Source organism: Soonwooa sp. T0.1_25, from assembly GCF_057652215.1.
In genome coordinates this window covers 56755-81708 of sequence record NZ_JBYFBZ010000007.1, presented here as the reverse complement: position 1 = coordinate 81708, position 24954 = coordinate 56755, and the positions used below count along the sequence as shown (strand labels likewise).

Sequence of the window (24954 nt, the reverse complement as noted above, 5' to 3'; positions counted from 1 at the left end):
TCTTAGCTCAGTTGGTTCAGAGCATCTCGTTTACACCGAGAGGGTCGGGGGTTCGAATCCCTCAGGACCCACACAAAGGAAACGAAACCTTTCAAAAAAATTCGGGTTCTTAGCTCAGTTGGTTCAGAGCATCTCGTTTACACCGAGAGGGTCGGGGGTTCGAATCCCTCAGGACCCACACAAAATCCCAAGTCGAAAGATTTGGGATTTTTTATTTTTATATATTTCCCTATTCATAAGCTTTTACAGAAATTCTAAATTTAGGAACAAGATTTTAAAAACCTCAATTTTTGAAATTAAAGGCATACTTTTAGGTGGCCTAATTTTATTCTAGGTGGCCTTTCTATATTTTAATACAAAATCACTTTGTATAACTTCTGAAATTTAATTCAAAATTTCTTCACAAAATCCTCTTCTAGGTGTCCCATCAGGTGTCCCACAAAAACCTAGGTGTCCCATTCCAAAACCCCATTAATACTAGAAAAATGAAAACCTTATTTTACATCCGAAAATCAAAAATGAATGTGAGTAACCTATGTCCTTTGACATGTAGAATCACCTTAGACAACCAAAGAAAAGAGTTCTCAACTGGCATATTTATTAATCCAGATTATTGGAATGCTGCTAAACAAAAAGCTTATCCTCCTAATAAAGGAAATAACCAAATCAATACACAACTAAGCCTGATTAAGCAAGAAATTAATCAGGCTTTTTTATTGCTACAAGTCCAAGGAAAACAATATGATGTAAATGACATCTACAGCCATTATAAAGGTGAAAATATTAAAGAAGAAAAATCCTTAATGGAAATGTTTAAACTTCATATTGCAAAACAAGAAAAACTAATAGGAATTTCAACTTCTGCAGTTTCCCTAGCTAAGTTTAATCAAACACAATCACATGTAAAATCCTTTATCAAATACAAGTACAATAGAGCAGATTTCCTACTAAAGGATTTAACCATGGCTTTTATAACAGAATTTGAGTTCTATTTAAAAGCAGAAAAGTTGTTTATGCAAAATACTATACATAAAACCATCCAAAGATTTAAGCATGTTGTAAGACTAGCAGTTGGTTTAGATTATTTAGCTAAAGATCCTTTCATGTTATTCAAGAACAAGAAACCCAAGAAACAAGTTATATTCCTAACTAAAGAAGAGCTAGAAGCATTAGAGAAGCACAAATTTGCATCTCAAAGATTGCAACAAGTTGCAGATATGTTTGTATTTTGTAGTTATACAGGATTAGCATATTCAGAAATGGCTAATTTAAAAGAAGAAGATATCTACATTGGTTATGATGGTAATAAGTGGCTACATATCTACAGGCAAAAGACTAAAAGGAATTATGACATTCCTTTATTATCAAAAGCAGAATCTATTATTAATAAATACAAAACAGATAAACAGCTATTACCAATAATTAGTAATCAAAGATTCAATTCTTATTTAAAGGAAATAGCTGAAATTGTAGGCATCAATAAAACCTTAACTCATCATACTGGAAGAAAAACTTTTGCTTCTACTATCTTACTCTATAATGATGTTCCCATGGAAATTGTATCTGAACTACTAGGGCATTCTGATATTGGTATCACACAAGAACATTATGCTAAAGTAGTTAAGGAAAAAGTAGGTGAACAAATGAGCAAGCTAAATTCTATCCTATAAATACTGCATTTTAACTGCTTTGTATTATTTTTACAAAGCAGTTATATAAATTATGGAGTTACCTAACAGATTATTCAATGAGTTTCCCATTGAATTCAAAAAAATTAATAGTAAAAACATTAGTGGATTTGAAAAGACAAAATTTGGAAAAACTAAAAACCCCAATGGTTTTAATGTAAAGAAAAGTACCTTTGAAACAGGTACAAGTGAATACATTAATGAGGATCTACAACCATTAATAGATCTAAAGGAAAAAAACACTACAGTTATAAATGCCCCTGTAGGAAATGGTAAATCTTATGCTATAATTCAAACCATTAAAAGATTCTATGATTCTAAAGAACAAGATTATCTTATAGTTGTAGCTACTCCATTTGTAAGTTTAGTTGAGCAATACGTAACTGACATACATAATGATGGTAAAATACCTACTGAACAGATTTACAATTATAGCAACTTAGGAAGAAATCAAACTTCTTATATAGATAAAAAGATTCAAGTTGTTACAATCAATACCCTACTTGGAAATGCTGGAGAAGACAGCTACAAAAACTCTAGGGTGAAAAGAGAATATTTAGATTCTTTAATTGAGGATTGTGAAAAAAAGGGGAGAAAGGTTGTATTTATATATGATGAAATTCATGATTCAATACAAAACTTCAAGGAGGAATATGTCTTTAATTTATGGAAATGGAAGAATGTTATTCACAAGAACTTTATTATCAGTGCAACTTTTACAGAATCTTCTTACATAGTAATAGAATATCTAGCAGAGTTGACTGATAAACAAGTGCACATTATTGAATTTCCTAGGATAAAAAGAAGAGAAAATCAGAGTAAATTATTTATTCACTATAGTTCATCTTATAGATTTACCAATGATACTCCAGAAATACAAAACTTGACAGCAGAATTACTAAAAAAGGGGAAGAACATTGATATTCTCTGCTATTCCAAAACTTTAGCTAAATCTCTTATTTCTGATAAAAATATTGGAGGAAAGCTTGAAAAGAAATTTGGTAAGATAAATGACTGCACCTCAGAAAATATAAGTAATCAAAGACCTATAAATGAAGTACCCAAAAATAGATTTGACAACGCACAATGCAACATAGGAACCAATTTTAAATCTGGTGTAAGTATCACAAAAGAAAACCATGCTTTTGTCATTATCTTACCTCCTAGGAGCACACAAGGGCAATTCAAAAATCACTATGGAATTTTTTCTAGTGGTATTACTTCTATTATACAAGCTATTGCAAGACAAAGAAAACCTGGAGAAATACACATCATTTCTCCTAGACCAAAAGAGTTTGATTATAAGACTCTAAAAGATATGAGTCCAAAGCAGGAAGAAACATTTATTGAATTTTACAATAAAGTGAAACATCATGACTCTAATCTAAAAGAAGAAGATAAAGTCAAATATTTTGATCTTAGACAACAAAGAACACTGATTGAATCTTTTTATGTAAATGAACTTTATGGCAATGTAGCTAATGGTATTACTTTAAGTAAAGCTACTGAAAGAGCAGATTTAGCAAGATTAGATTTCCCACCATATAAAAACTTTCAACTTAATGAAGGAGAAAAATATCTTGCTTCAACATATGATTTTTTTGGAAGTGACCTATCTGCATATGTGACCTATTGCGCAATAGCAGATCAATTTGTAAACTGTCACCTTGAAGGCTTTACTTATAAAAGTACTCTATTTTTTGAAGAAGGAAAGATTCAGAAACAACTAAACAAATACTATGAAGAGTATTTTACAGATGCATTTAATCCTTGGCATTGTATTGATATGAATTTCTACATGAATTTTGAAAACTTTAGAAATAGACTTTTTAGTGAGTTTGAAATAAAGCTAAAGAAAAAAGATACTCATGATTATGAGACTGTAACAAAAGGCAAAAACTCATTATTTGAACAACAGCTTATTAGGTTTGGTGCATTCAAGAGCTATGGAAGAGATTACTATTATACAGCTGATTATGCAAATAGAAATGAAGATAGAGAATATACTAGAGGACAATACTTTAGAGATTGTATAGCTATTGCAAGTACTTTTGAAGCAAATCCCAACATAAATTATCCAGAAGAATTCCTAGAAAGAATAAATATTTTTAAAGACTTAAGTTACTTTAGGGATAAAATGGTTGCTAAAATAGCACAACATACAAAAGGTCAAAATACATATTCTTACTTGCCATGTAAACCATTTACAAACTTTATTGATAGATCGGAAATATCTAAATTTGAAAATATTATAGATTACTTTACCAGAAAAGATCAGTTATTATCAAATGGAATCAATACAATTTCAACTAGGCTAAATGGATCATTTGAAAAAAAGGTCAACTCCTTCTATAAAATACTAATAGAGGACTTTTTTACATATGAAATCCGTAATACTACTCCAAGAATTACAATTGGAACAACACCTAACAATCAGGTGTTCCCTAATATTGAAGCAATCAACCTCTCTACAACCAAGAATATTGCAAATCTAATTTTTTCTGCAGAGATAGCAGAATTAGAATATGATAATCACCCTGAAAGAGACTACCACTTTAATATATTAGAAGCTTATAATTTAGAATAAAACTGCACAAAATTTATTTTATTATATATACTCCTAAATTTTGTGCAGTTTTAAAAAAAAAATATAAAAAAAGGTCACCTAACAACTAAAAACCCTTTCATTAAAATATGAAAGGGTTTTAATTTTATTCTGAAATACTTTTAATAGCTTTTTGAACCTAGAGTACTGATCAAACTTTTCTCTAAACAAATAGGGGGTTCTTTTTAATCTCCCCCATCTTAAAAATCTATGATTTAACAACGCACGAATTCAGAGGAGGACAACTCTGTTGTAAGTTTTTGTTCCAAAACTTTTGGTACACAAAGTTACAAAATTTCCAGCACAATATCAAGTATTTAGCCTTATAAATAGCACTTTGTAGCTAATAGCCAAAATGAGTTTTTTCTATAATTATTTTTAAATTTTTTAACTATGCAATTAAGACAATCTGAAAGAAAACAAGCCAGAATCAAAATGGCTTTACAAGGAAGTTCAGGATCTGGAAAAACCTACTCCTCCCTAATCCTAGCAAAAGGAATGACAAATGGTGACTTCTCCAAAGTTGCTATTATAGACACAGAAAATGGAAGTGCTGATTTATATGCACATTTAGGAACTTACAATGTTCTTTCTTTAAAACCACCTTTCACACCTCAGCAATATGTTGATGCAATCAATATTTGTGAAGAAGCTGGCATGGAAGTAATTATTCTTGATAGTATCTCGCATTGTTGGGACTACTTACTGGATTACCATAGTTCTCTGGCAGGAAATAGCTTTAGCAATTGGGCTAAAATTAAACCTTTGGAAAAGCTCTTCATTGACAAAATTCTACAATGCAAAGCACATGTTATAGCAACAATGCGCACTAAACAAGATTATGTTCTAAATCAAAAAGATGGTAAGTTTGTGCCTGAGAAAGTGGGTTTAAAATCAGTACAAAGAGATGGATTAGATTATGAATTTACTCTGGTCTTTGATATTGATATCAAACATTTTGCAGTAGCTAGTAAAGACAGAACAGGTTTATTTATGGGAAAACCTGAATTTAAAATTACTGAAAAAACTGGTGAAGAAATTTTAAAATGGTGTAATTCAGGAACTATTTCTGATAAATCAACTCCATTAACTAACTCCAATTACTCTAGATTAGAAAAAGCTAGCAAGATTCCTAGAATAGAGCCTATGGAGGCTTTTAACACTACTAAACAAGATAGCTTTATCCCAAATCAAAACCTAGGAGATACTTCCGAGGAAGAAGTATATGAAGCAATGCAGAAATGTTGCAGTGTTCAAGAATTGTATGCTCTTTATAAAGCTTTTCCTCAATTTCAAGGAAGTCTAAGACTAGATTTCGAAGCAAAAAAATCACTACTTATTAACCAAAATAATCTTTCAAGAAATGGAAACAACAGAATTCAGTAACACAATTAACAATACTAATCATCTAAAGCCACTGCGAGATGCATTTCTTGATGACATAAATGAAGACACTCTATACCTAGAGAAAATCCAAGAGAAGCCTGTTACAGAAAACAATGTACAGGCTTCTTTTATGCAGGAAAAGGAGAATAAACTAAAAGATTCTGCTGAGCATAAACCCTTTATTGTAGCTAACACTATGGAAGTTGAACTAGAACATCTAAGGAATGATTGCATTATCCCAGTATTTAGTAAGGACAATGAAAAAACTATAGCACATCAAGAGTTTATTGATGTTGTTTTAGAAGCTACACAAAAGTCCTTTTCTAGACATGTCATATCACAACCTGAAATCAGAGTATCACACCAAATAAAAGGTAGAACTCCCGATGCGATACATCTAAATGCAAAAGACCTTCTAGAAAATCAAAAGACCATTTATTATGAAAGAATGGCTTTTATATTTCAGATCCCAAGCATTAGAGATACTATCAATGGAAATGAGCTATCCTTAACCTTAGGAGGTGTAAGGAGTTATAATCTAGAGAACCTTTACAATAAAAAGTCCATGGAAAAGTTTAAGTTTTTTATTGGGTTTCAGAATAAGGTATGTATGAATATGTGCATTTCAACAGATGGTTTTCTAGCTGACCTTAAAGCTACTAGCCCACAGGAACTATATTCTAAAATTCTAGATACAATTTCCAATTATAATGCAGAGTTGCATCTAATGGAAATGAAGGAATTAACACAAGATTATCTTTCAGAACATCAATTTGCACAATTAATTGGTAGAAGTAGACTATATCAGCACCTTCCTAAAAAAGAAAAATTGGAGATACCTCAGCTTAATTTTAATGATAGCCATATTAATACCATGGCAAAGGATTATTATGAAGACCAAAATTTCTCTAGACAGGAAGATGGTGAGATCAACTTATGGAATGTATTTAATCTCTTTACCCAAGCTAATAAATCCTCTTATATAGACACTTTCTTAGATAGGAATTTGAATGCCTTTGAAGTAACCAAAGGACTTCAAAAAACTCTCAATGGTGATAGTAATTATCATTGGTTTTTGAGTTAATTAGAGCCACCTCACTTTTGTGGGGTGGTTTCTAATTTTTTAATAATATTTCATAAAAATTGTTAAATTTGTCTACAAATAAATACTATGAAAAAAGCACTACTGGCACTTTTATTAAGTGTATCGCTACTTACTAATGCACAAAGAAATAATGATGCAGCTATTGCAGGTGCAGTTGTTGCTGCAACAGCACTTACCTTTCTTACAGCCAATATGCAAAAGAAGGAAATGGCTAAACAAATTTCTCAATTTAGATCTAAAGAATATATTATTAACCAAATCATTGGAGATGCAGGAGATAGAGAAATAAAGTTTGAAACAGAAAGTTTAGCTTCTGATGACAGTGGTGGTCTTATTTCAGTTGCATTCAATTGTGATGAAGTTAATGAGAGAGGTTTACTTCTAGCATTTTTTGGAGAAAATAGAGACCCAAATGGAAACCTTGGAAATGCTTATGCTTTTAGATACTTACCTTTAGCAGAGGCTCAAAGTGTATTGGAAAGACTTGAAAAAGTTCGTGAATCTAATAATAAATATCTCTCAGAATCTTCTAATGTTAACAATGTATATGTTCAACATAAAGATTTAAAATTTGTATTCTATAGAGATATGGGAAATCAAATTAGAGTTTTTTGGAATGGTTTTGAAGTCATCTGGGAACAAACAGCTTTTGATAGAACAAAGAGAAGATTACACAAATGGTTTAACAAGTAGAAAAGCCTTCAAAATTTAAGAAAAAGCTTTCTAAATATATCTAAAAACAACCTCTTTTTGAGGTTGTTTTTTTATCTTACATAATTCTGCATATACTTATCTAAATGTCCATCATTGTCCTTGTCATATTTAAAAAGAATAAAGTTTAGCTCACTTTTTGTAGCTTTTTCTACCTCTCTTGTGAAGTTATCACTTCCAATTTTCCCAGACAGAACTTTTGTATTTGAATCATAGGTGTAGCTCCCATTTTCCACAGGCTCTTCTACACAATCACCATTAGCTTTTTCTGTAAAAACCTTTTGAATGATTCTCCCATCATTAGTGAACTCAATACTTGTCTTTCTTTCGCACATACTAAACTCATCCCATTGTAGCTTAGATCCATCTTTACCACTAATAATTCCAGACTCTTTAACATACCATTTTCCTACTACTTCACTGGATGACCCGTCATTATCATCTCTACATGAAATGATTGATAAAACAGCCAAAAATAACAATTTCTTCATAATTTATTTTTTTAAATATTGTAACCTTTTACAAATGTATTAATAAAACCATTTATTTTACTTAGAATCTTTTCACTTCGAGGCTTTCTTTGTAACAATGTTGGTTTTGGTCCTACTATTAATCCCAAGACCTCATCCCTTAAAGGTTCTTTGTCTGAGAACATATATTGTTCAATTATTTTTTGAGTTTCTAAAGGAGATAATTCTTCAGCATCAATAATCTTATCAAAAGCTTGTTTCTGTTCTCTCTCCCAAAATTTTTCAAACTCTTCTGTTACATCACTTTCATCAGAAATATGAAGTAGATTTTCATTAATAAATTTTTCTATAAGCTCTTTTTTACTTCTTAAATTGACTTCTGAACCTATAAGATTAAGAATAGTATTTTTGGTAGCTTCTCTCTTGCTTGCTTTTTCAGATTTCATCTTAATAAGCAGCTGAACAATATATGTTACATTAATTTCATCCTTGTGAATTAATTCTACCTCGAAATCTATATCATCTAGAATTGATAATTTCTCCTTTGTTTCATTACTTTTCACCTTGTCATAGAGATCAAGATATTTGCTTTTAAAGTCTTCAAAATCTTGCTCAGACATTTGTAAGTCACTCCAATCAAAGTCAGTAAATGTGATTAAAACATTTCTAGTTCTCATCAGCTCCCTAAAAGCTTGAATAAATTTCAATTCATCCTCCTCTGTGTAAAGTTCATCTACCTCATCAATAGATCCTACAATAGAATTAAGCTCATCATATTGCAGATTAAATTTCTTTATATAGTTTTCGTAAGGTTGTATAATGATTTCTTCTATAGCTTCTTTGTTACTAAATAGTGTAATGGCATCATCTGTAGCCTTTTTTAAGTTTCTAAAAACAACTATATTTCCTTGAGCTTTTCTTTCATTTAAAATTCTATTAGTCCGAGAATAGGATTGTATTAAACCATGATGTTTAAGGTTTTTATCTACATATAATGTATTAACTTTTTTAGCATCAAAACCTGTCATAAACATATTGACTACAAGCAATATATCTATTCTATTGTTAGGATTTTCAGGATCTTTCTCTCTATCTTTTAGCTTCTTGGATAAATCATTATAGTAATTGTAAAAGTTTTCAGTTTCTTTCGTACTGAATTGTGTTCCAAACATTCCATTATAATCAGCTATATAGCTTTCTAACTTATCCCTACTATGTTGATTTAATGAAATATATGAAGCTTTTGTATCAGCAACTTCTGCTAGATTCTCCCAATCATCATATAGTCCATTAGCATCATAATCATCTTCATTTGTACCATAACTAAATATTGTAGCAATATTTAGGTCATGCTCTCCATTTTGTTTCTTCTGTTGGAACAAATCATAATACTTAGTTAGAACATTAACACTGCTGACACAAAGCATTGCTGAAAAATCTCTATTATAAGTCTTTCTATTATGGTTTGATATGATGTAGTCCACAATTTTTTCAATCCTTATATCAGACTCCATTACCTCTCTTGTATCAATATTCTCAACTTCAATATCAATAGCTGTAGCAGATTCTTCTTTTTGCTTAAATCTCCCTACATATTCAACAGAAAATTTCAACACATTTTCATCTTTAATAGCATCTGTTATTACATACTTGTGAATACAATCTCCAAACAAATCTTTAGTAGTCCTCTTTCCATAAGCATTTTTAGATGCATTGTCAGCAAAAATTGGAGTCCCCGTAAAGCCAAACATCTGAATATTGCTAAAGAATGAAGTAATCTTATTGTGGGTTTCTCCAAATTGAGATCTATGACATTCATCAAAAATAAACACCATCTTTTCATCTTGAAGTTGTTGCATTTTTTTTGAATAGTGACTTTTGGATATTGCTGTATTAAGCTTTTGTATAGTGGTTACTATTAATTTGGTATCATCTTCAAACTGCTTTACTAAAGCATTTGTATTATCTGTTCCATCAACGCTACCTTTACTAAAACTATTAAATTCTTTTGTAGTTTGATAATCAAGATCTTTTCTATCTACTACAAAAACAACCTTTTTTACCTCTGGTATATTTGTCAATAATTGACTTGCTTTAAAAGAGGTTAATGTTTTGCCACTTCCTGTAGTATGCCAGACATAACCATTTTTGTTAGTTTCCTTAACAAGCTGAACAATAGACTCTACAGCATAAAACTGGTATGGTCTAAGAACCATCAACACCTTATGTGTTTCATTTAGAACCACATATTTGCAAATCATTTTAGAAAGATGGCAAGGCTCTAAAAAGTCTGAGGTAAAACCATTAAGAATATTGTTAAGCCTCTTATTAGCTCTATCTGTCCAATAAAAAGTCTGTTTGAAAGATTGCTTTCTATTGTTTGTATAATACTTCGTATTTACACCATTACTAATTACAAAAATTTGTACATATTGAAATAAAGCTGAGTTTGAACCATAAGAGTGTCTATGATATCTATTAACCTGATTAAAAGCCTCTTTCAGCTCCAGCCCTCTTCTTTTTAACTCAATTTGACATAGTGGAAGCCCATTAATAAGAATAGTTACATCATATCTATTTTTGTAGTTACCTTCTATAGTTACTTGGTTTGTAACTTGAAATTCATTTTGACACCAAAATTCTGTATTAATGAATTCAAAGTATAGGTTATCTCCGTTATCCCTTATAATATGTTGTTTTTCACGTAGTGTTTTAGCTTTCTCAAATACAGATCCTTTGTTAAGAATATTAAGAACCTTGTCAAATTCAGCATCTGAAAAACTGATTTTATTATGCTTTTCTAATTGGCCTTTTAAGTTTTTTATTAAAGATTTTTCATCTGGAATAGATACAGATGAATAACCCATTTTTTGTAATAGTTCAATTAATTGTTGCTCTAATGCTAGTTCTGATTGTATTGCCATTATTCTTCCTCCTCTTCTGCTACATTAATAAGATTGTTCACATAATCGGAGTTTTCAACAATTAATAAATACCATACAGAGCCAGTATCTCCATACTTATTACTTGCTGTTGTTGTAGTAAATTCAAAAGCTGTTGTAGCACCAGAATAAATCTTCTTCAAATTTCCATTATCTGCCATTGTATATGGTCCTTTTCCAAATTTTTTCACTCCTTGTAAATATTCTGAATATTTAGATTGTTTAGATATCTGAATCCAAATCCTATTTTCTTGACCATATTCACCAAAATAGTATCTTAAGAAACTTTCAGCATAGTCAAAATCAGAATTAGAATTATATACAAAAGACAGCATTCCAAGAGATCCTTCTTCTGGAGTTGTTACATCTTTGAATTTCCAACCTTTTTTAGTTAAGAAGTCTTCTACTTGCTCAATATCCATTTTTCTTAGTGATATCAACTCATTTAAAGTAAGATTTTGTGCGTAGGTTGCAACACAACACATGATTGCAATAAAAAATAATAATTTCTTCATACTAATAAAATTGTTTGTTGTATTCTTTTAATTCCCATTCTGCTTTACCTTGTTGAGGATGGATTTCATTTACTTTTTGAAAATACTCAAATGAATCATCTAATTTAGTCCAATTAACTTTATTGACTCCTTTTTGTATTAATCTATCCAAAGGAAAATGAAGTGGTGTGTATTCTATTATGTTAGCACACCACAAATACTTCAAATACAAATTAACTAATTTTTGACAAGTTCCAAACCTGAGTTTACCTCCTTGCAGTATGTGTTCATAATTCATGCTTTGATGCTGAATTTTTCTCATGCTGCTAATTAGATTTTCAGCACTTTCAAAAGCATATTTAGATTCAGCTATACCATTTAAGGCAAAAAATAAAGTTTTCTTAAAGTTTAATTTTTGTTCTTCTTTAACACCTTCTTTGTATATATTACCTCTACTAAAGCTAGCAGAAATAGTTAATATGAAAAACTGCCATTTTAAAAATTTTTCTTTTTCAATTTTTAAATCTTCCATGGTTGTATATTTTTTTACTCTAGCAAATTAGCCATCTCTTTAGACGTAACATCTATATCATAATAACTAAGCTTTTTTCCCTTTATGTTCTTAACACCAAGATATATTTTGAAAGTGGTTGTATCATTAACATACACTTTTATGATTTCTTCATTGTTATTTTCGGAATGGCTTAACTGGGTATTATAGCTTTTAATTTTTTTAAAATATTCTGAGTAAATACTAGGATTATATGTAGAAATTGTAATATAGCTTTTGTTACCTTTATAAGAATATGAAACTTCTGATGTTGTACTAATCCTATTGTCTGGGTTGTATCTGAAAGATACATTATTAAATCCTAATGCATCTTTACTATTGTCCGCTAATACATAATTTTTACTAGTTAAATACTCTTCTATCTCAACTAGAGTTTTGTCATTTAACAACTTCACCTCATCCATTGTTAATATTTGTGCATTTAAACTAATGCTTAAAAATGCTAAAAATAGTGATATAATCTTCTTCATTATTTTATTTAGTTTACACAAACATCTGTTGTAATAAGCCTTTCTTCCAAAGTTCTGTTTTAGTTATTTGTTGGCTTATCAGTTCTATTTTATCATCTAAAGCTTTTAAAAATTGAGCTATTTTTTCTTGTTCTTTTAAAGTTGGCAAAATAATTATCATCTCAGTTAGTGTACCTAAAACTATATATGGAGTATTTCCTGCTTTTTTTTCTTTATTTATCCTAACTGATAAATTTCTTTCTAGAAAATACTTCAAATATTTTACTGAAATATTAATAAACTCTCCTAGAACATATGTTCTTTGATAGGCATTGAATTTACCTTGATAATGATGAATATAACCAACATTTGCACCATTTCCAGATATTAGTAAAGCTTCCATATCAAAAGCATATTTATCAATAAAGTAGAAATCTTTAGCACAAGTATAAAATCTATATTTTCCATTTTCAACCATAGCATTAGCATCTAATCTTCCTGTTGTAACACTTACAATTTCCCCCAAAGTTTTCTCTTCCCACTCTGGGAAAGAATTACCTTGGTCATCTTTAAATCTTAGTTTTTGGGAGAAAATCTGTTGCATAACTCCTTTTTTGTAGGTTTCTAGCTTTTCTTTTTTCTCTTTTAGTAAGGTGAGCTTTTTATCTACTACTGTAAAAAATGAAGCTATCTTTTCTTGCTCTGGAAGAGAGGGAAGATAAATTAAAATGTTTTTAAGATTTGTTGAATTGATAGCAGGATAGTTTCCCCCTTCACATTTACTTAAAATTTCATCTAAAACCTTTTGATTATGTAGTTGATAAAATATAAATTTTGAATTTTGATCTGTTCTAATTTGAGCATAACCTGTTGAAGCAACATATAAGTCATCTGTTAGAGAAAAAAAATAATTATTTTGCTGATATGGCCTTACAGTCTGGAAAAGTATGTCATGATTTTTCAGATTTCTTTGAGCTCTACTTGGAGCTTCAAATGATTTAATTTTGTCTTTTCTTGAGAAGACTCCCTTATTTACACTTTCTAAATCAATGTAATAAAATTCTTTAGGGATCTCACCTGTATTTGGATTCACTATACAAGATGAGCCAATATCAGTTGAAAACCATTCCTCAGAAAATTCTTTAAACCTTAATTTGGGGGTATTCATCTTAAAAAGGTTTTTGGATTCCTAATTCAGCACAGAAACTAGCAATATCAGAATCTGCAACTTGCATTTCTTTTTCTAACTCATTTAGCTCTAAAGCTATCTTGTTAATGTCTATTTCTTCCTCAATTTCAAATGTATCTATATATCTAGGGATATTAAGATTATAGTCATTCTCTACAATTTCAGAAATAGGTACATTTCTAGAATACTTCTCTAGTTCAGTTCTATCTTTATAAGTACTAAAGATTTTCTCTATATCTTCTTCTCTTAGATTATTTTGGGTTTTTACCTTTTCAAAATCATTACTTGCATCTATAAATAGAATAGACTCAGGAGTTTCTCTACATTTTTTAAGTACCAAAATACAGGTTGGGATAGAAGTACCATAAAAAAGGTTTTCTGGTAAGCCAATAACAGCATCTAGGTAGTTTCTGTTTTCAATAATAAATTGTCTGATATGTCCTTCTGCAGCACCTCTAAACAAAACACCATGTGGTAAAACTACTGCTATAGTTCCATTTTCAGCTAGATGATATAACATATGCTGTACAAAAGCAAAATCTGCTTTAGAAGAAGGAGCTAATCTTCCATAAGGTGCAAATCTTTCATCCGTTGTAAATAAAGCATTTGCAGACCACTTTGCAGAAAAAGGAGGATTGGCTACAATAGCCTCAAACTCTTGTCCTATATGTTGTGGGTGTTCTAAAGTATCTTCTTGTTTGATATCAAATTTTCTAAAATGAACATCATGCAAAATCATGTTCATTCTAGCTAAGTTGTAAGTGGTTCTGTTCATTTCCTGACCATAGAAATCACCTACATTTTGTTTTACTTCTTTAGCAACTCTTAGTAGTAAAGATCCACTACCACAAGTAGGATCATAGACAGATTTTAGTTTGTCTTTATTAACAGTTACTATTTTTGCAAGTACTTTACTCACTTGCTGAGGAGTATAAAACTCACCTGCTTTTTTACCAGCACCACTAGCAAATTGTGCAATAAGATATTCATAGGCATCTCCTAATACATCTAATTCTGTATCTTCTAATTGAAAATCTATCTTATCTAAATGGAATAATACTCTGGCAATAAGCTCATTTCTTTGTGCAGGAGTTTTACCAAGTTTGGTATTATTAAGATCCATATCTTCAAACAGGTTATCAAAATCTTCCTCAGACTCTGTACCCATTGTTGATAGCTGAATATTGATGAGTATTTTTTGTACATCTTCAATAATAAAGGTATTCTCTAGAGTTTCAGAGTTACCTTTCTTTGTAATAGCTGTAAAAAGTTCAGAAGGTTTTAAGAAATATCCTAAATTTTCTAAAGCTTCTTCTCTAATAGCTTCTAAGTATTCTTTACCATTTTCTTTTTCTTCATCTATTGAAGAATATTTTATGTTATCTTCTTTAAGAATCTTATTGGCAAAAATATTCATCTTTTCAGATAAATATTTATAGAAGATAAATCCTAGAATATAATCTCTAAATTCATCTGCATGCATCTTGCCTCTTAATTCATTGGCAATATTCCAAAGTTGTTGTTCTAGCTGTTTCTTATGTTCTTCTGACATTGGTTAATCTTATGGTAAAAAACTATAAAAATAACTTTTAGTTTTAACAGCTACAAGAATTTAAGAAAATACTTAATATTCTTCATCCTCTCTTCTCCTTTCTTCTTCCTCTCTTGCTTTTGCTTCTTCCTCTTCCTTTTCTTGTCTAATTTTCCTTGTGCATGAATAGCAATATTCATCATATGTAGATTTACTATCACCACATCTAGGACAAGTAACTGCTTTTTCATCTTCTTCAAGATCACTTCTAATTCTAATTCCAGATGTTGTGTAACAATTTCCTCCATAATCTGTAAGTGTTACAGTATATCTATAACCTTTATCAGAAGTAAATGACATTTCTCCTGTAGAAATACTACTAGGATAAAAATGAGAGCTATCAAGCCACCCACTATTTGGCCAATGTATTACAGTTAAATCTCCATTTTCTACCTCAACATTTAGGTCATAATTACTTCTTGTACCAGTGTTGGGATTATAGTATTGTACTTCAGCACAATATATTCCGTCAGGATAATCACCAGTCAATTCATTATATTTTTCTGCATCTTCCCACGAAGAAATTTCCATCTCTTCAGGATCAACTTCTTCACTTTCAACATAACTACTAAATGATTGGGAACTGGAACTGGATTCTGAATATTCCTTCTTGCAAGAAAAAAGCAGAAGAACAATTAATAACAAGTAGAGTTTTGACATGTTTTTTTTTAGCAAGCTATATTAAGAAAAATTTTTAAAAAAATTTTTCAGCTTCCTCATTACTTACGCAAACTCCCCTATATTAACTACCCCCACCTATTCTTGACATCAGGGATCCCCCCTGTTCTTTTGCTACAACAAAAATATTTTCATGCAAGATTATCTTTTCTAGATTCTCAAGCCTGAATTTCAGGGTTGTCTGTAGTAAAAGACCATTATCTAACTCAAAAACTTTAAAACAATGGTAAGAATTATCAACTACAAAACAAGACAAAAAGAAGATGGAACAGAATTTTATGTTCTAGAAGTTCAAGGTGGTATAGAAATGATAAAGTCCAAAACCTCAGGACAGTATTATGCTACTGCTAAAAAAGCTTTAGTGCCAACTACTTTTGATGAAGCTACATGCAAAGGACTTATTGGTACTGAGTTTCCAGGTTCTATTACTAAAATTAAGACTGAGCCTTATCAATACTCTATTAAAGAGACTGGTGAGGTTATTTCTCTAGAGCATAGATATATTTATCTTCCAGAAGATGTTGAAACTGATGAAGCTAAACTTGCAAAGAGTTTAGAACAAGCCTTTAACTAACTAATTTTAACTGCACATCCATAACAAAAATATGGATGTGCTTTATTTTTTTCAACAATGAAAGTATCAGAAATACAAATAAATTATTATCCTAGCATTCTTGACAATGCTAAAATAACAAATAGTCAATCTGCTGTCACCCTTATTAAAAACCATTGGAATCTAGGTACTTTAGAGCTACATGAAGAGGTTAAGATTGTGTTATTAAATCAGGGGAATTATGTTCTAGGGATACATCATCTTTCTAAAGGTGGTATCACTGGAAGTATTGTTGACACTAGACTAATACTATCAATTGCTTTAAAAACATTAGCAACAGGAATAATCCTAGTTCACAATCATCCTAGTGGTAATACAAATCCTAGTAAAGCAGACAAAGACATTACAACAAAACTTAAATCTTGCTGTGACATTATGAATATTAAATTATTAGATCATCTTATTGTAACTAAAGAATCATACTTTAGCTTTGCAGATGAGGGATTACTTTAATTTTTTTTAAATACTCAGACTCGCACGTAGCAAAAAATGAGCATAAAACTACATAATAATCTGAATTGAAAAAGGTGTAGATATTATTAATATAGCTCTTTTGATGTAGTAGTTGCATTTAGAAAAATATGCAAAGTAATACTATAAGAATATAAATAACTTTGATATATCAATCCTCAATACCAATTAAGTCTTTAGCAGAAATTTTTAGAGCATCTGCAATTCTAAATAATGTAAAACAGTAGGATTAATTCTACCAGATTCAATACGAGAAATATTGGTAGGATCAATTTCTCCATTTATTCTGCCAACTAGTTCAATCTGAGAAATTCCTTTAGATTCTCTCAGTTCTTTGATTCTTTTACCAACAAGTTTAAGAATTTCAGCTTTATCCAACTTGACTTATTTGACAAGTAAAAGTTGTTGATTATGTTTTCTTAACTAAATGCCATATATTCCAATATTAAATTTTATCATTTTATGGTTTCCCGTAATGTAAACATCATTGGTGTCACTACATTTGCATAATCTTTTCTCAAAAATGAAATAAAAAAAGTAAACCTTGAAAATTATTATCAAAACTGCTTTCTTCTTTATATTAACACTAGTGTCATCTTGTGGGTCTTCAGGAATTCAAGATGGAAAATATTGTGCAGATATTGAAGTGCACAATTGGAAAACAGATAAAGACAGTTATTATACCCTTCCAGTTGAAGTATATAACAATAGAATAATAAAAATTTATTGGGCTAATGGAGGTTGGCTAGATGAAACTCATTTCAATATAGATGAAGCAAAGCTAGACACAAATGATAAAACTGCATTATTTGAAGATGACAGAGAAAGAATGTTTCTTGTAAAAATATTAGAAAATGATTATTGCAATTAAATTAAAAAATATGAAACTAAAAATTATTCTACTTACATTCATGTTTGTAACAGTTCAATTTACAGCACAATTTAAAAGTTACTCATCTGGAAAAGTATACATAGAAATGATGAATACAAAAACAAATACTCCAAGAAACACACAATACTTTGGAAATATAAATAAAATGTTTGTATATCAGAATGGAGATATTGATATTGAACTTACTGACAAAGAAGGAGTTTCAAATCTAATTTTCCTCAAAGACATTCCGGATTTAGCAAGTTCAAGTTTTCAATATATGATTGATGTAAACTCCAAATCAAAAGAAGAATTTTTTGTAAAAAACTTGATCACTAATAGTGGAATGCTTATTCTTTTAAGTTCTAAATTTAGTGGGAATGAAACTTTAAGAATGCAAATTATCAATATACAGTAATAAACCTAACAATTTACATTATGAAACAAACATTATTATTTCTTTTTTTTGTCATTGGAATAAAGGTAACTGCACAGACCTATGATACTAAAATCTTAAACATTGATGGAGTAAGATATCAGTCAGAAAACACAATTTACTTTAATCTAAATGAAGGGATTTTAAGTCATACTAATGGTCTAAACAATTATCCTATAAAGTTTAACAGAAAGGAACAAGAGAAAAATTACTTTGTCTACTATTTTGATGCAGATTTAACATCATCAAATTATCTGAACAATCCATCAATAAAAAAATACGGAGTTAGACACTTTAGATTAATATTAGATTCGGAAAAGAATTTTTTAGGCTTCATAGAAGTAAAGGGCTCCTCAAGTAATTATTCAATATTAAAATATTACCCATAAAATTAAAGTATCCATATATTTCATTTTTTAATTAGCACCGAGCATAATGTTTTTTCATCATAACATTCATTCATAAATTAATAAACCTCTAAAAATTGGCAAAGCTCATTATACTGGAAATCTAAGAACTATAGACTATCACAGTTTTAGATTAAAACCTATATCTACATAATGATTTCTTAATAGAAATACTAGCATTACATTTCTCTATAAATACTCTTTAAATAGTACAATTGTAAATTTAAAAAAGTGTACTTTTATTATTTGGCTATTTTGTGAAATATAAGATATATTTAGGCCTAACTTATATAGAAGTAATAGCAAAAAAGTGCACAAATTGGGAAATATCTAATATAAGAATACGAATTTGTGCAGTTTTATACAAACTAAAATATTTCAGAAAAGGCATCCTTTTAGGCATACCCTAATTTAGGAAACCTTTGTAACACCTATTAATAAAAGAAAAATAAGAATTTAGGAGAATCCCTCAGGACCCACACAAAATCCCAAGTCGAAAGATTTGGGATTTTTTATTTTTATATATTTCCCTATTCATAAGCTTTTACAGAAATTCTAAATTTAGGAACAAGATTTTAAAAACCTCAATTTTTGAAATTAAAGGCATACTTTTAGGTGGCCTAATTTTATTCTAGGTGGCCTTTCTATATTTTAATACAAAATCACTTTGTATAAGTTCTGAAATTTAATTCAAAATTTCTTCACAAAATCCTCTTCTAGGTGTCCCACAAAAACCTAGGTGTCCCATTTCAAAACCCCATTAATACTAGAAAAATGAAAACCCTATTTTACATCCGAAAATCAAAAATGAATGTGAGTAACCTATGTCCTTTGACATGTAGAATCACCTTAGACAACCAAAGAAAAGAGTTCTCAACTGGCATATTTATTAATCCAGATTATTGGAATGCTGCTAAACAAAAAGCTTTTCCTCCTAATAAAGGAAATAACCAAATCAATACACAACTAAGCCTGATTAAGCAAGAAATTAATCAGGCTTTTTTATTGCTACAAGTCCAAGGAAAACAATATGATGTAAATGACATCTACAGCCATTATAAAGGTGAAAACATTAAAGAAGAAAAATCCTTAATGGAAATGTTTAAACTTCATATTGCAAAACAAGCAAAACTAATAGGAATTTCAACTTCTGCAGTTTCCCTAGCAAAGTTTAGTCAAACACAAACACATGTAAAATCCTTTATCAAATACAAGTACAATAGAGCAGATTTCCTACTAAAGGATTTAACCATGGCTTTTATAACAGAATTTGAGTTCTATTTAAAAGCAGAAAAGTTGTTTATGCAAAATACCATACATAAAACCATCCAAAGATTGAAGCATGTTGTAAGACTAGCAGTTGGTTTAGATTATTTAGCTAAAGATCCTTTCATGTTATTCAAGAACAAGAAACCCAAGAAACAAGTTATATTCCTAACTAAAGAAGAGCTAGAAGCATTAGAGAAGCACAAATTTGCATCTCAAAGATTGCAACAAGTTGCAGATATGTTTGTATTTTGTAGTTATACAGGATTAGCATATTCAGAAATGGGTAATTTAAAAGAAGAAGATATCTACATTGGTTATGATGGTAATAAGTGGCTACATATCTACAGGCAAAAGACTAAAAAGAATTATGACATTCCTTTATTATCAAAAGCAGAATCTATTATTAATAAATACAAAACAGATAAACAGCTATTACCAATAATTAGTAATCAAAGATTCAATTCTTATTTAAAGGAAATAGCTGAAATTGTAGGCATCAATAAAACCTTAACTCATCATACTGGAAGAAAAACTTTTGCTTCTACTATCTTACTCTATAATGATGTTCCCATGGAAATTGTATCTGAACTACTAGGGCATTCTGATATTGGTATCACACAAGAACATTATGCTAAAGTAGTTAAGGAAAAAGTAGGTGAACAAATGAGCAAGCTAAAATCTCACGGATCTGTTCCTCTATATCGCTCACGCTCATTCCTTTGGCATAGAAGGAAATGATGATGTTCTCCAAACCATCGGATAATATTGTGTCTTTTGGGAACTAGGGCAGGATCAAAACTTCCTTCTCGGTCACGGGGAACTTTGATCTCGGACTCGCCGAAAGAGGATTTTATCTTCTTGGTTCCGTGCCCGTTGCGGTAATTGCCTTCTTTGGTTTTTTCGTGTTTTTCGTTGTCAAGATGAGCTCCAGTTCGGCTTCGAGCATGTGCTCTACCGCCCGTTTGTGCATTTGTTTGAAGAACGAGGTTAAATCTTCTCCATTCTTAAAGGATTTGTAGAAATCCTTGCTGTTTAATAATTCTCCTTTGTCGATCATAACTGTATAATGTTTAAAAATAGTAAAAAGTTATTTGGCTTCGCCGAACCACTTCGTTAGGTTTCCGAAAATTTTTTTGAGTGTTGAGGGCTGAAAATTTTTCAGAATAACTTTTCAACTTACACAGTTAGTGAGATACTACCTTTTAAAACCAAAATAGAACCAATTAAGTGGTTCTATTTTTTTATAATTTTTCAATCGGGTTATTTCTCGATCTAATGTCGTCTAGCATTCGCTTTTGCATGTCTTGCATTTGTTGAGGATTAGGAGCTTGTTGTTGACCGCCACCAGCATTTCCACGTTGTCCACCCCCCATTCGATTAGAATTTGCATTCATAAAACTGCTAGGATCTTGTTGGAATTTCTTTTGCAGAGCCAAAAATTTATCTTTTTTAATGCTAATATCTTGGCCCCGACTTTCGGGTGATTGTATGCCAGCAATTTTTTTACTTTCCATTAAGTCAAAACTATAATCACCTTTGCTGTCTTCTAGCTTTACAATTAATCCTGGCAAACCACCAAATTTGTACGGGCCATCTTGTAAAGGTACATCTGTTGTAAACCATGCATACCAAGTACGTCCACCGTAATCTTGTTCCGCTTTTTGAGTTTGGTAATTTCCAATTTTTACAGTTTCGGGTAAAATTTTCCATGCATTTGGGATTTGCTCTTCATAGACATATTGGTCGCGAGCAATTCGTTGTTTGAAATTAAGACTTTGTTTTGCTAAATCTTTTTCTACAATGTAATCAATAATCGAGCGTAAATCTTGTATTTGACTTCTATCAAAATTTTTAGTTTGGCGCATTCTAGCCATGATAGAATCTCGTTTTGCTTTATTTTCTGAATAAAAAACCGACTTTTGTCCATCGACATGTAGATAGACTTTTTCAATTTTCTTTTCAGTAACTTTTGTTGAATCTGGCGTCATGCTAGCTTGATAAACAAATCTTGTCGCTTGCGAAAACGCGAATTGCGAAATGATGACTCCAATTATTCCTAATATATATTTCATATTCAAATTTAGTGTTTAGAGTTTTTTTGACTTTAAAAGTTAAATTGCTTTAAAAAATAAATCTACTGATGTTAATTAAAGTTTAATAAAAATTAACCTTAATACTTACTAATAATTCAAGCATTTAATAAGTTAAACTTTCATTAAAAGTCATTAATATATTCTTAAATTACTAAAATAGAATCTATCGATTTGAGATTGCGGAAATTAGTTTGTATTTTTGCACTATAAAAAATCATTCTAAATAAAAACAATGATAAAAGTTTCAGATCAGGCCAAAGCCAAAGCAGCTCAGTTAATGACTGAGGAAGGCTTCAATCCTGAGACAGATTATATAAGAGTAGGTGTAAAGAGTGGAGGTTGCTCCGGTCTTGAATACGTCTTGAAGTTTGACAACCAAAAAGGGGAAACCGATCAAATTTTTGAAGACAACGGTGTAAAAGTAGTTGTAGAGAAAAAATCCATCCTTTATCTTGCCGGGACAACTTTAGAATATTCTGGCGGACTGAATGGTAAAGGTTTCGTATTTAACAATCCAAATGCCTCAAGAACTTGCGGCTGCGGCGAGAGTTTTTCTTTGTAAATTTTATTAAAAGATTATTTATTAAAGTATTAAAAAATTAAAATGACGCGAGAGTTTGAAAAATTTAAAGTTTACATTTTAACTATTGATCTAACGAAGAAAATATTTGATCTTTTAAATCAAGAAAAATTCAACAAGGAATTTGAACTCTGCAATCAACTAAAAAGAGCCGTGCTTTCTATTTCCAATAACATTGCGGAAGGAAGTGAGTACAATAACAACGCTCAGCTTATAAGATTTTTGAGATATTCAAAAGGAAGTTGTGCAGAAGTGAGAAATATGTTGAATCTCTGTAATATGTTGTACGGTGAGGAAACAGAAAGTTTAATTAATGATTGTAAAGCCGTTTCGGTTCAATTATCAAAGTTTATCGATTATTTATCGAAAACAGATAACAGAAAGAAGAGCTAATTTTTTAATCATTTAATTTTTTAATAATTAATCTTAAATGTCAAAATACACAGAAGACGATCTAAGAGAAGATCTTAAAACCAAAGAATACGAAGCCGGTTTTTATACCGACATCGAGTATGACGATTTTCCGACGGGTCTTAATGAAGATATTATCCGAATGATTTCGGAAAAGAAGGAGGAGCCAGAATGGATGACCGATTGGCGTTTGGACGCTTTCAGAATTTGGCAAAAAATGGAAGAACCGGATTGGGCGAACATCAAATACGAAAAGCCAGATTTTCAGGCAATTCGTTATTATGCTGCTCCAAAAGTGAAACCAGAATTAGCCAGTCTAGACGAAGTTGATCAAGAACTTTTGAAAACCTTTGCAAAATTAGGTATCAACATCGAAGAGCAAAAACGTTTGGCTGGTGTTGCTGTGGATATCGTAATGGACTCAGTTTCCGTGAAAACGACGTTCCAAGATACGTTGGCGGAAAAAGGGATTATTTTCTGCTCGATTTCTGAGGCGATTAAAAATCATCCAGATCTAGTTAAAAAACATTTGGGAACTGTTGTTCCGAGAGGTGATAATTTTTATTCAGCATTGAATTCAGCAGTGTTTTCTGATGGTTCATTCTGTTACATTCCAAAAGGTGTGAAATGTCCAATGGAACTTTCTACTTATTTCCGTATCAACCAAGCTGGAACAGGACAATTCGAAAGAACGCTTGTTATCGCAGATGCAGGAAGTTATGTTTCGTATTTGGAAGGCTGTACTGCGCCATCTCGTGATGAAAACCAATTGCACGCCGCTGTTGTGGAATTAATCGCAATGGATGATGCAGAAATTAAATATTCAACCGTACAAAACTGGTATCCAGGTGATGAAAACGGAAAAGGAGGGGTTTTCAACTTTGTAACAAAGAGAGGACTTTGTGAGAGAAACGCAAAAATCTCTTGGACGCAAGTGGAAACCGGTTCTGCCGTAACTTGGAAGTATCCATCTTGTATTTTGAAAGGTGATAATTCAATCGGAGAATTTTATTCGATTGCCGTTACCAACATGCATCAATATGCAGATACAGGTACAAAAATGATTCATATTGGTAAGAATACTCGTTCAACGATTATTTCTAAAGGTATTTCTGCAGGAAAATCGAACAACTCCTACCGTGGATTGGTAAAAGTAATGCCGTCTGCAAAAGGAGCGAGAAATTTCTCACAGTGTGATTCTTTACTGATGGGGAATGAATGTGGAGCACACACCTTTCCATACATCGAAATCAAAGACCCAACCGCACAATTGGAGCACGAAGCAACAACATCGAAAATTGGTGAAGACCAAATTTTCTATTGCAACCAAAGAGGAATCGACACCGAAAGAGCAATTGCATTAATCGTAAATGGTTTCAGCAAAGAAGTTCTCAACAAACTCCCAATGGAATTCGCCATTGAAGCTCAAAAACTTCTGGAAATTTCTTTAGAGGGAAGTGTAGGATAATACGTTTTGTTTTGAGTTTAATGTATAAAGTTTAAAGTTGGGAAAAATCACAAGATTCGAAGATTTAGAAATTTGGATTGAAGCTCGCAGAATTTCAAAAAAACTTTATGACTTAATTCAAGCAAACGAAGAATTAAAAAGAGATCATAGATTCAAAAGTCAAATCTTAGCAGCGATTGGTTCAGTAATGGACAACGCAGCAGAGGGATTTGAAAGAGGAGGAACAAAAGAATTCAAACAATTTCTTTCGGTTGCGAAAGGTTCGGTTGGAGAAGTTCGCTCTCAAGTTTATAGAGCATATGATTTTGGATATTTCGACCAAGAAAATTTTGAATCTTTGCTTTTAGAATTGCAAAATTTAAGCGGAAAAATAAGCAACTTTATAACTTATCTTTCCAAAACAGAAATAAAAGGAAACAAGTATAAATAGTGTTTTTTGTTTAATGATAAAGGAAA

General features: G+C 30.8%; 25 protein-coding genes, 2 tRNA genes and 1 pseudogene. 17 read left to right on the top strand and 11 right to left on the bottom strand.

The features are described from left to right. The first annotated feature begins 2 nt into the window (after positions 1-2). From AC23MB_RS10425 to AC23MB_RS10395, 7 genes are all read left to right on the top strand, one after another. Positions 3-71 (top strand) — tRNA-Val (locus AC23MB_RS10425). Positions 72-103: 32 nt separating this feature from the next. Next, positions 104-178, top strand: a tRNA-Val gene (locus AC23MB_RS10420). Positions 179-485: 307 nt separating this feature from the next. Beyond that, positions 486-1670 (top strand): site-specific integrase, encoded by a 1185-nt coding sequence (locus AC23MB_RS10415; protein ID WP_487787209.1) that lies wholly within the window; start codon positions 486-488, stop codon positions 1668-1670. 52 nt (positions 1671-1722) lie between these two features. Continuing rightward, a complete protein-coding gene (locus AC23MB_RS10410) occupies positions 1723-4275 on the top strand; it encodes a DEAD/DEAH box helicase family protein (RefSeq protein WP_409507249.1) in 2553 nt (850 codons plus the stop codon). 411 nt (positions 4276-4686) lie between these two features. Further along, the gene (locus tag AC23MB_RS10405) at positions 4687-5679 is read left to right on the top strand and encodes an AAA family ATPase (protein WP_487787208.1); all 993 of its coding nucleotides are present in this window, start codon (positions 4687-4689) and stop codon (positions 5677-5679) included. Then, on the top strand, positions 5657-6763 hold the full coding sequence (locus AC23MB_RS10400; protein ID WP_409507251.1) for a DUF3871 family protein: 1107 nt from the start codon (positions 5657-5659) through the stop codon (positions 6761-6763). Before AC23MB_RS10405 ends, AC23MB_RS10400 begins: the two co-directional genes overlap by 23 nt. 87 nt (positions 6764-6850) lie before the next feature. After that, positions 6851-7477 (top strand): hypothetical protein, encoded by a 627-nt coding sequence (locus tag AC23MB_RS10395; RefSeq protein WP_409507252.1) that lies wholly within the window; start codon positions 6851-6853, stop codon positions 7475-7477. Between the two features lie 71 nt (positions 7478-7548). On the opposite strand, the gene AC23MB_RS10390 is transcribed toward AC23MB_RS10395, so the two are convergent. From AC23MB_RS10390 to AC23MB_RS10355, 8 genes are all read right to left on the bottom strand, one after another. Then, positions 7549-7986 carry a lipocalin family protein gene (locus AC23MB_RS10390; protein WP_409507253.1) on the bottom strand — a complete coding sequence of 146 codons (438 nt, stop codon included), beginning with the start codon at positions 7984-7986 and terminating at the stop codon, positions 7549-7551. 11 nt (positions 7987-7997) lie between these two features. Then, positions 7998-10889 carry a type I restriction endonuclease subunit R gene (locus AC23MB_RS10385; protein ID WP_487787207.1) on the bottom strand — a complete coding sequence of 964 codons (2892 nt, stop codon included), beginning with the start codon at positions 10887-10889 and terminating at the stop codon, positions 7998-8000. Next, positions 10889-11422: a hypothetical protein gene (locus tag AC23MB_RS10380; RefSeq protein WP_487787206.1), complete on the bottom strand. Its 534-nt coding sequence runs from the start codon at positions 11420-11422 to the stop codon at positions 10889-10891. Before AC23MB_RS10380 ends, AC23MB_RS10385 begins: the two co-directional genes overlap by 1 nt. Before the next feature lies 1 nt (position 11423). Then, entirely contained in the window at positions 11424-11933 is a 510-nt protein-coding gene (locus AC23MB_RS10375) for a hypothetical protein (protein ID WP_409507256.1), read from the bottom strand. A 14-nt stretch (positions 11934-11947) separates the two neighbouring features. Then, positions 11948-12442, bottom strand: a complete 495-nt coding sequence (locus AC23MB_RS10370) for a hypothetical protein (RefSeq protein WP_487787205.1) — start codon at positions 12440-12442, stop codon at positions 11948-11950. A 13-nt stretch (positions 12443-12455) separates the two neighbouring features. Further along, positions 12456-13589, bottom strand: a complete 1134-nt coding sequence (locus AC23MB_RS10365) for a restriction endonuclease subunit S (protein ID WP_487787204.1) — start codon at positions 13587-13589, stop codon at positions 12456-12458. Position 13590: 1 nt separating this feature from the next. Further along, positions 13591-15162: a type I restriction-modification system subunit M gene (locus tag AC23MB_RS10360; RefSeq protein WP_487787203.1), complete on the bottom strand. Its 1572-nt coding sequence runs from the start codon at positions 15160-15162 to the stop codon at positions 13591-13593. Positions 15163-15234: 72 nt separating this feature from the next. After that, positions 15235-15861 carry a hypothetical protein gene (locus AC23MB_RS10355; RefSeq protein WP_487787202.1) on the bottom strand — a complete coding sequence of 209 codons (627 nt, stop codon included), beginning with the start codon at positions 15859-15861 and terminating at the stop codon, positions 15235-15237. 241 nt (positions 15862-16102) lie between these two features. Here AC23MB_RS10355 and AC23MB_RS10350 point away from each other — a divergent pair, with 241 nt between their 5' ends. Beyond that, positions 16103-16453, top strand: coding sequence for a hypothetical protein (locus AC23MB_RS10350; protein WP_409507261.1), 351 nt, complete (start codon positions 16103-16105; stop codon positions 16451-16453). A 57-nt stretch (positions 16454-16510) separates the two neighbouring features. Beyond that, positions 16511-16945 carry a JAB domain-containing protein gene (locus AC23MB_RS10345; RefSeq protein ID WP_487787201.1) on the top strand — a complete coding sequence of 145 codons (435 nt, stop codon included), beginning with the start codon at positions 16511-16513 and terminating at the stop codon, positions 16943-16945. Between the two features lie 207 nt (positions 16946-17152). Here the strand turns inward: AC23MB_RS10345 and AC23MB_RS10340 are convergent, their stop codons facing one another. Continuing rightward, a complete protein-coding gene (locus AC23MB_RS10340) occupies positions 17153-17341 on the bottom strand; it encodes a helix-turn-helix domain-containing protein (protein ID WP_487787200.1) in 189 nt (62 codons plus the stop codon). Between the two features lie 166 nt (positions 17342-17507). Between AC23MB_RS10340 and AC23MB_RS10335 the strand changes: the two genes are divergently transcribed. From AC23MB_RS10335 to AC23MB_RS10320, 4 genes are all read left to right on the top strand, one after another. Beyond that, entirely contained in the window at positions 17508-17834 is a 327-nt protein-coding gene (locus AC23MB_RS10335; RefSeq protein WP_409507264.1) for a hypothetical protein, read from the top strand. Further along, positions 17818-18252, top strand: a complete 435-nt coding sequence (locus AC23MB_RS10330; protein ID WP_409507265.1) for a hypothetical protein — start codon at positions 17818-17820, stop codon at positions 18250-18252. Before AC23MB_RS10335 ends, AC23MB_RS10330 begins: the two co-directional genes overlap by 17 nt. 20 nt (positions 18253-18272) lie before the next feature. Beyond that, on the top strand, positions 18273-18659 hold the full coding sequence (locus AC23MB_RS10325) for a hypothetical protein (protein WP_487787199.1): 387 nt from the start codon (positions 18273-18275) through the stop codon (positions 18657-18659). Positions 18660-19451: 792 nt separating this feature from the next. After that, positions 19452-20684, top strand: coding sequence for a site-specific integrase (locus AC23MB_RS10320; RefSeq protein ID WP_487787198.1), 1233 nt, complete (start codon positions 19452-19454; stop codon positions 20682-20684). Here AC23MB_RS10320 and AC23MB_RS10315 read toward each other — a convergent pair. Together AC23MB_RS10315 and AC23MB_RS10310 are read right to left on the bottom strand one after the other, a co-directional pair. Further along, positions 20623-21003 (bottom strand): annotated as a pseudogene (locus AC23MB_RS10315) (transposase); the annotation flags it as partial. The gene AC23MB_RS10320 and the pseudogene AC23MB_RS10315 sit on opposite strands and share 62 nt — an antisense overlap. A 184-nt stretch (positions 21004-21187) precedes the next feature. Beyond that, positions 21188-22018 carry a GLPGLI family protein gene (locus AC23MB_RS10310; protein ID WP_487787197.1) on the bottom strand — a complete coding sequence of 277 codons (831 nt, stop codon included), beginning with the start codon at positions 22016-22018 and terminating at the stop codon, positions 21188-21190. A gap of 253 nt (positions 22019-22271) precedes the next feature. Between AC23MB_RS10310 and AC23MB_RS10305 the strand changes: the two genes are divergently transcribed. The 4 genes from AC23MB_RS10305 to AC23MB_RS10290 are packed head-to-tail and all read left to right on the top strand — an operon-like array spanning position 22272 to position 24928. Further along, entirely contained in the window at positions 22272-22601 is a 330-nt protein-coding gene (locus AC23MB_RS10305; protein ID WP_079667693.1) for a HesB/IscA family protein, read from the top strand. Positions 22602-22643: 42 nt separating this feature from the next. After that, the gene (locus AC23MB_RS10300) at positions 22644-23012 is read left to right on the top strand and encodes a four helix bundle protein (RefSeq protein ID WP_487787196.1); all 369 of its coding nucleotides are present in this window, start codon (positions 22644-22646) and stop codon (positions 23010-23012) included. Positions 23013-23049: 37 nt separating this feature from the next. Then, entirely contained in the window at positions 23050-24498 is a 1449-nt protein-coding gene (gene sufB / locus AC23MB_RS10295) for a Fe-S cluster assembly protein SufB (RefSeq protein WP_487787195.1), read from the top strand. 37 nt (positions 24499-24535) lie between these two features. Beyond that, positions 24536-24928 (top strand): four helix bundle protein, encoded by a 393-nt coding sequence (locus tag AC23MB_RS10290; RefSeq protein ID WP_313029365.1) that lies wholly within the window; start codon positions 24536-24538, stop codon positions 24926-24928. Positions 24929-24954 lie beyond the last annotated feature (26 nt).